Origin of the sequence: Psychrobacillus sp. MER TA 171, assembly GCF_023713305.1 — a bacterium.
Lineage (GTDB): Bacteria > Bacillota > Bacilli > Bacillales_A > Planococcaceae > Psychrobacillus.
Window position 1 is genome coordinate 135,619 of the sequence record NZ_JAMAWN010000010.1, and the last position, 7,088, is coordinate 142,706.

Here is a 7,088-nt window from a genome sequence, read left to right on the forward strand (position 1 = left end):
CTTTCTAAAATAGGTTGTAATCTCTTTAATCAATTACTCAAGCTTCATTTAAAAAGCCCGATTCTGTGAAGAACCGGGCTGTTTTTTTAAGTAAAGTATTCAAATTTTGCATTAGGAAAGAACTTTTCCATATAACTATATAGATGCTCTTTGATGTCTTCCTCTTCTTCTTTTTGATAAATATATTTTCCTATACCATACTTCCCCCATTTTATTCTTCGGGATTCTTCGTCCAGTTCAAGCTTAGTCATTGGGTAGTTTTTTTCGATCACCTTTTTAGCAGGCTTCGTAAAACGATGCTGGATGAATTCAAAGGTAATATCATCTCGTGCATCCTTTGGAAGCTCTGCATCTAATCGTTCAAACATATGATAATACCCCTCTTTCCAGCCTTCATGAAGATATATAGGAGCGACAATAAACCCAAGTGGATATCCTGCTCTTGCAACCTTCCCTGCAGCCTCAATCCTCTTGTCTAATGGAGAAGTACCAGGCTCAAAATTTTTAATCACATAATCCGCATTTACACTAAAGCGAAATCTGGTCTTTCCATTATGCTTCGCATCTAATAAATGATCTACAAAGTGAAATTTCGTCACGAATCGCAGTCTACCGAATTCCGATTTACCAAAATGTTCAATCGCTCTTTTTAAGGTATGAGTTAAATGGTCTATTCCCACAATGTCAGAGGTACAGGATGCTTCGAATCTTGTGATCTCCGGTGCACGTTCTTCCATATACTTATCAGCTGCTCCGAGAATTTCCTCTACATTCACATATGTACGGATATAAGGTTTGGTTCCCATGGTTGTTTGTAAATAGCAATAATGGCAATGTCCCATACAACCAGTAGCAAAAGGAATGGCATATTCCGCAGAAGGCTTAGAGGAATCAAATTTCAGGGTTTTTCTGATTCCTACAACTAGCGTAGACTTAGCTATGCGGTATTTTTGAAAGTCATTATCTCCAGGAAGGTTACGTATTTGGTTATGAGAGGTCGTATAATGAATTTCTTTCCCCATCTTCTCAAACTTTTCTTTCAGTTCTCTACCTAGTGGATAATCAAGTGCCTTAGGCTCAAAATACACAAGCTGAGGTGTAAAAGGTTTTCTCATGTTCAACCTCCATTATTGAAAATAGTGACGATACGCTTGCTCTGCTTCATAGGCGCTTGTATAAATAGCCAAATCAGCTGTTAAAGGATAATACGTTTCATAAACAAAAACAGCCAGTCCATCCGGGTTATCTGGATCATTTACTACTGCCGCTGATTGAACGTTAGCGACACTTTGGATATGGGGGTTCCGATAAAAAACGTAAACAATATCTCCTGCTGTATAATCTTCCATTTGCTTCTCTCACACTCCTAGCTTTTTCACTAGCTTGGCTTTTCTAAAAGAATTTATGTAATAAATACAATTGAAAAAACCATATCCGATAAATCGAATATGGTTTAGTTATTGAAATCAAAATCATAATTTCTTTAAAAGACCCTTTAACATATTAAGTACAAAGAAATTTGTGATTCACTACATATATTGCGGTAATCAAGAAATTTTTTAATCCTTATTTCATTCAGACAGGCCATCCCTTAGAAAAAATAAATAGGAGAATTTTAAAAAAGTATAAGTTCTACATTTATATTCGGTTAACTAAACATATGCTTTAGTAAACCTAAGAAAAAAGGAGCTGCCCATTGATTATATATGTCGTTAATAATGGAGATACGCTTTGGGAAATTGCTAATCGGTACCAAATAGATATAAATGCGATTTTACAAGCGAACCAATTACCTGACCCAAATACTCTATTGGTTGGTCAATCGCTTATTATTCCTATTTATGGAGTCTATCATACAGTTCAAACTGGCGAAACTCTTTGGTCAATCGCACAACAGTATGGTATAACGGAACAAACTATTCTTCTTTCTAACAGACTAGCAAATCCAAATCTTTTATATCCTGGTGAGCGAATTTTTATTCCTCCTATCATTCATGTTGTGCAACCTGGTGAAACACTACGACAAATTGCTAGCCTTTATGGAACAACTATTCAAGCACTTATTAATCAAAATAAAATACAAACGCCTGGCCTCCTATATCCAGGAACACAACTAATCATTCCTAGAGTCAAGCCATTAGTCGAAGTGAACGCCTATACCTATCAGAAAGAAGAGGATGCCGTCCAGACGGTAAACAGTCTTCAATCTCTACTCACCTATATTAGTCCCTTTGCTTACAAGCTTACAGAAAGTGGTGATTTAGAGCCCTTACAGGACGAACTGTTAATAGAAGCAGCTGTTACCGACAATATTGTACCAATGATGGTGATCACCAATTTTTCATCTACTGAGGCTGGAACTAATCTCATGCATGTCATTTTCTCTAATCCAGATATATTAAAGAAATTGATGACAAACGTTCTTCAGATTATGGAGGATAAGGGTTATAGAGGATTGAATATTGACCTGGAAAACGTATTACCAGAAGACAGAGATGCTTATACCTCCTTTCTCCAGCTAGCAGTCGATACACTTCATCCTAAAGGGTACTTTGTTTCTACTGCAGTGGCTCCTAAAGTTAGCGAGACTCAATCCGGCTTGCTATATGAAGCACATGATTATGAAGCACATGGAAGAATTGCAGACTTTGTGATCCTAATGACGTATGAATGGGGTTGGCGCGGTGCATCTCCTCAAGCGATTTCCCCCGTCAATCAAATGAAAAAGGTAGTAGAATATGCTTTAACTGTTATTCCTGCAGACAAACTATTTTTAGGCTTTCAAATATATGCAAGAGACTGGAGAATTCCTCATGAAGCTGGACAAATTGCAGAGACCTTTAGCCCACAGGATGCAATTACATTGGCTACCCAATACGGAGCAAGAATACAGTTTGATACAGTGGCTCAATCACCTTTTTTTAATTACACAGATGAGCAGGGACAAAAACATGAGGTTTGGTTTGAGGATGCTCGAAGTGCTCAGGCTAAATTTAATTTAGTCAAACAATATCGTTTGCGAGGCATTAGTTATTGGGTGTTAGGTTATTCCTTCCCTCAAAACTGGGTATTGTTAGATGATAACTTTGTAGTAAAGAAAATAAAAGATTAAAGTCTATCTCTTATTTACATGTTGAGTGACTATAAATAAAGAAAAAAACCTACCATCATTTGAAGATGGTAGGTTCTTGATGATTTATAAAATATCGCTTATACAATATCGTCTATAACTTCACTAACGTCTTCCAAAGGTTCCATGTTCTCTGCTACCTTTTGGTCTATTTTTAGTCGAAGCGTTTCTGCTGTTTCTGCATGTACACCCTTAAGTAGCTCTGGGTTGTTCATAAGAGACATACCGTAAGATGGAATCATCTCTTTGATCTTTGGCTCCCACTCCGTTATATGATCTGGGAAGCATCGTTTAAGAACGTCCAACATAACTGGTACTGCAGTAGAGGCACCTGGAGAAGCACCTAATAAGGCCGCAATGGAACCGTCCTCTGCAGTGATAACTTCTGTACCAAATTGAAGAGTTCCTTTTCCTCCAGCTTCTGTGTCCTTAATCACTTGTACACGTTGGCCTGCTACAACCAAGTCCCAATCCTCTGCTTTAGCATCTGGGATAAAGATTCGTAGCTCTTCCAGGCGTTGTTCTTTAGACAGCATTACCTGTTGGACCAAATATTTTGTTAGAGACATCTCTTTGGCACCTGCAGCTAGCATTGTAAAGAGATTATGTGGCTTAACAGAAGTTACTAAATCCATCATCGATCCAGTTTTTAGGAACTTCGGTGAGAAACCAGCGAAAGGTCCAAATAGTAGTGATTTTTTATTGTCAATAAAGCGAGTATCCAAATGAGGTACAGACATTGGTGGAGCTCCAACAGCAGCTTTACCATATACCTTAGCATGATGCTTCGCAACTATTTCAGGATTGTTACAAACCATGAATATACCGCTTACTGGGAAGCCACCGATATGTTTTCCTTCAGGAATACCCGATTTTTGTAGGAGATGTAGACTTCCGCCTCCACCACCAACAAAGACGAATTTCGCTGTATGGTTCTCGATTTTGCCTTCTGCAAGGTTCTTCACTTTTACTTCCCATTTGCCATCTTGAGTACGGTTTAAATTCTCTACACTAGACTTATAATTCACTTTAACATCTTTAGTCTTTAAGTGATCGAATAACATACGAGTCAATGCACCAAAGTTAACATCTGTACCAGTGTCAATTTTAGTTGCAGCGATCGCTTCATTAGCGGTACGGTTTTCCATGATTAATGGAATCCATTCTTTTAACTGTGCTGGATCATCAGAGAATTCCATTCCTTCAAATAATGGATTTTGGGTCATCGCTTCAAAGCGCTTCTTCAAGAACTCCACGTTTTCTGTTCCTTGAACCATACTCATATGAGGTAAAGGCATAATAAAGTCCTGAGGATTCTCGATTAAATTACTTTTTACGAGATGAGACCAAAATTGCATAGAAACCTGAAACTGTTCATTTACATTGATTGCTTTTGTGATATCAATAGAACCATCTGGTCTTACAGAAGTGTAGTTGAGCTCACAAAGAGCTGCATGTCCTGTTCCCGCATTATTCCATTCATTTGAGCTCTCTTCTCCTGCACTTTCGAGCTTCTCAAATACTTTTATATCCCACTCCGGTACTAATTCCTTTAAAAGCGTTCCTAAAGTCGCGCTCATAATACCGGCACCAATTAAGATAACATCTGTTTTAGTTTCTGTGTTGCTCACTTTTACCATCCCTATACTTTATATTTGCAGAAGCCTTGTTAACGCTACCAAAACAAAGAGTTAGTTAACCTGCTTCTGACTCTATATAACCGTGACTATTGCTTTAAATTTGTTTATAAGTTCAGAATATCTATTCTATTATAATATAATTAATGATTTTTTTAAAGTGTGTAGAAATTGTGAATTAATTTAGATAATGGGGCTAAAAAATCCACCAAAATACTTTAAATACGAACCTGTCTAACGGAAACAAATATAATGCTTGTAAATAATCAGTGCCTCTTCTTTATGAGTTCAAAAAGCACTAAAATACTCTTGGAAAATGTACGTCCCTTCATGGTGCTTAAATACACGTTTCGATTTAAATATGCACTATGAACAGGGCGTGTTAGTAAAGAGTCAGATAGATGCTGCGTAACATAATTTTGGGGTAGAATAGCAATTCCTAAACCTTCCTCCACTAATACTTTTATCATTTCAAATCTTTCTATTTTATATGATATATGTGGCGTTACATTTTCCCGTTCAAATGCTTTTAATATTTGTGCACTTGTTTCAAACTCAGGCATCCCTATTATTAGTGGTTCATGAGTAAAATCCTTCAGTGTAAGTTGTTCTTTTTCGGCAAAAGGATGATCTTTTTTTATAAGTACAACATAGGGTTCGTTATACAATAATTCACTTTGTATTTCTTCATCCACAATGTGCTGGTTTGTAATGACTCCATGTACATGTAAGCCTAGCAATGCTTGTCTTACTGTTTGATTATAAAGCGTGTCAATAAGAGTAAGCTGATTGGATGGATATAACTTTTGATAATCAGTAATGACTTGTGACAACCAATAATTTGCTGATTCAATTACTCCTAATCTGATTTCTAACTGTTCTCCTTTTGCCAGCTCCTTTAACTCTGTTTGCATGACCTCGAACTGAGCAACTAAGCCTTTTGACCGTTCCCAAAACTGCTGTCCCATTTCTGTTAATTGAAACTGCTTTGTTGTTCTTTCTATTAACGGAGTATCCATTTCTTGCTCAAGTGCCTTAATGGCATTACTTAATGAAGGCTGAGAAATATGCAAGGCTTTAGCTGCCCTGGAAAAGCTGCGATATTTCACAGTTGCATTAAAGTAATACATCTTTCGTAAATCCAATTCTTCGCCCCCATTTATAGTTTTAAACTATTATAATATAAAAAATTAATATTGGTTATTATAAATGTTTAAAATTATACTAACAATATGATTTTTTAGATAAATGAGGGTGGAAATATGCATAAACCTACAGAGTTAAAAATATGGCAAGGTCGCGTTGATCATGAGTCAGACCACACTTATTACCGTTATCATCAAGTAGTGCAGTTGGCATCTACAGAGACTCAAGGGAACATTGGAATAATTGGCTTTGCATGTGATGAAGGAGTACAACGTAACAACGGACGCATTGGAGCAAAGAATGCACCTCTCGCTTTACGTAAGCAGTTAGCAACATTACCTTGGCGTCATCCAAATTATGAAAACGCTTTAATAGATTATGGGGATGTCATTTGTGAAGGCAATGAATTAGAGCAAGCTCAAAGTGAACTAGGAGATAAGGTTTCCAACATCTTATCAAATGGAAAGGCGATCGTACTAGGCGGTGGGCATGAAACATTGTATGGACAGTATTTAGGTGTGCGAAAAGCATTTGGTCCAGATGCTTCCATTGGATTAATTAATATAGATGCACACTTTGACATGCGCTCATACGATAAACAGCCTTCCTCAGGCACTATGTTTAAGCAAATTTTAGATGAGGATCCAAATGCAGATTATTTCGTTTGCGGTATTCAACAATATGGCAATACCACTGCCTTATTTGATCTAGCAGATCAGTATAATGTGAGTTATTTTACAGATGAACAGTTGGACTTCCCTTCGTTTACTATAGACTTACATAATTTTATGGATACACATGATGTGTTGCTCGTTACACTTTGTATGGATGTTTTAAATGCTGCGGAGGCGCCTGGAGTCAGTGCACCATCACCATTTGGCTTATCAGCTGTAAAGGTCCGAGACATTCTACGCCAAATGGCTTCTCATAAAAAAACAGTCAGCTTTAGTATTTGTGAGGTCAACCCTTTACTTGATGTAGATAACCGGACGGCAAAATTGGGAGCTTACTATATCAATGAAGTAATTATGAATAGTTTCGAATAAACAAGCCCAGTGGTAATATGTCAAGCGAAAAAAAGAAATGAATTGGAAATTACTTAAGTGATACTTTCCAAATGAACACTTTTTGCGCATACCAAATAAACCTCTCATTTTTCTGCTTTTAAAAAAGAA

6 protein-coding genes are annotated in these 7,088 nt (G+C 37.0%); 2 read left to right on the top strand and 4 right to left on the bottom strand.

The features are described from left to right. Window positions 1-86: 86 nt before the first annotated feature. Both splB and M3627_RS11495 read right to left on the bottom strand, forming a co-directional pair. Window positions 87-1,115 carry a spore photoproduct lyase gene (gene splB, locus M3627_RS11490; RefSeq protein WP_251555649.1) on the bottom strand — a complete coding sequence of 343 codons (1,029 nt, stop codon included), beginning with the start codon at window positions 1,113-1,115 and terminating at the stop codon, window positions 87-89. 12 nt (window positions 1,116-1,127) lie between these two features. After that, the gene (locus M3627_RS11495) at window positions 1,128-1,349 is read right to left on the bottom strand and encodes a transcriptional regulator SplA domain-containing protein (protein ID WP_169359786.1); all 222 of its coding nucleotides are present in this window, start codon (window positions 1,347-1,349) and stop codon (window positions 1,128-1,130) included. A 347-nt stretch (window positions 1,350-1,696) separates the two neighbouring features. On the opposite strand from M3627_RS11495, the gene M3627_RS11500 reads away from it, so the two are divergent. Beyond that, on the top strand, window positions 1,697-3,112 hold the full coding sequence (locus tag M3627_RS11500) for a glycoside hydrolase family 18 protein (protein WP_251555650.1): 1,416 nt from the start codon (window positions 1,697-1,699) through the stop codon (window positions 3,110-3,112). A gap of 98 nt (window positions 3,113-3,210) precedes the next feature. Here M3627_RS11500 and M3627_RS11505 read toward each other — a convergent pair whose 3' ends face one another. Next, the gene (locus M3627_RS11505) at window positions 3,211-4,770 is read right to left on the bottom strand and encodes a malate:quinone oxidoreductase (RefSeq protein WP_251555651.1); all 1,560 of its coding nucleotides are present in this window, start codon (window positions 4,768-4,770) and stop codon (window positions 3,211-3,213) included. A gap of 263 nt (window positions 4,771-5,033) precedes the next feature. After that, a complete protein-coding gene (locus M3627_RS11510; RefSeq protein WP_251555652.1) occupies window positions 5,034-5,912 on the bottom strand; it encodes a LysR family transcriptional regulator in 879 nt (292 codons plus the stop codon). Between the two features lie 117 nt (window positions 5,913-6,029). On the opposite strand from M3627_RS11510, the gene hutG reads away from it, so the two are divergent. Then, window positions 6,030-6,959 (top strand): formimidoylglutamase, encoded by a 930-nt coding sequence (gene hutG / locus M3627_RS11515; protein WP_251555653.1) that lies wholly within the window; start codon window positions 6,030-6,032, stop codon window positions 6,957-6,959. The last annotated feature ends 129 nt before the right edge of the window (window positions 6,960-7,088 follow it).

What these genes read in the sequence shown, in the direction of transcription:
- splB (WP_251555649.1), bottom strand. Translation starts at nt 1,115, where the DNA reads ATGAGAAAACCTTTTACACCTCAGCTTGTGTATTTTGAGCCTAAGGCA.
- M3627_RS11505 (WP_251555651.1), bottom strand. Translation starts at nt 4,770, where the DNA reads ATGGTAAAAGTGAGCAACACAGAAACTAAAACAGATGTTATCTTAATT.
- hutG (WP_251555653.1), top strand. Translation starts at nt 6,030, where the DNA reads ATGCATAAACCTACAGAGTTAAAAATATGGCAAGGTCGCGTTGATCAT.
- M3627_RS11495 (WP_169359786.1), bottom strand. Translation starts at nt 1,349, where the DNA reads ATGGAAGATTATACAGCAGGAGATATTGTTTACGTTTTTTATCGGAAC.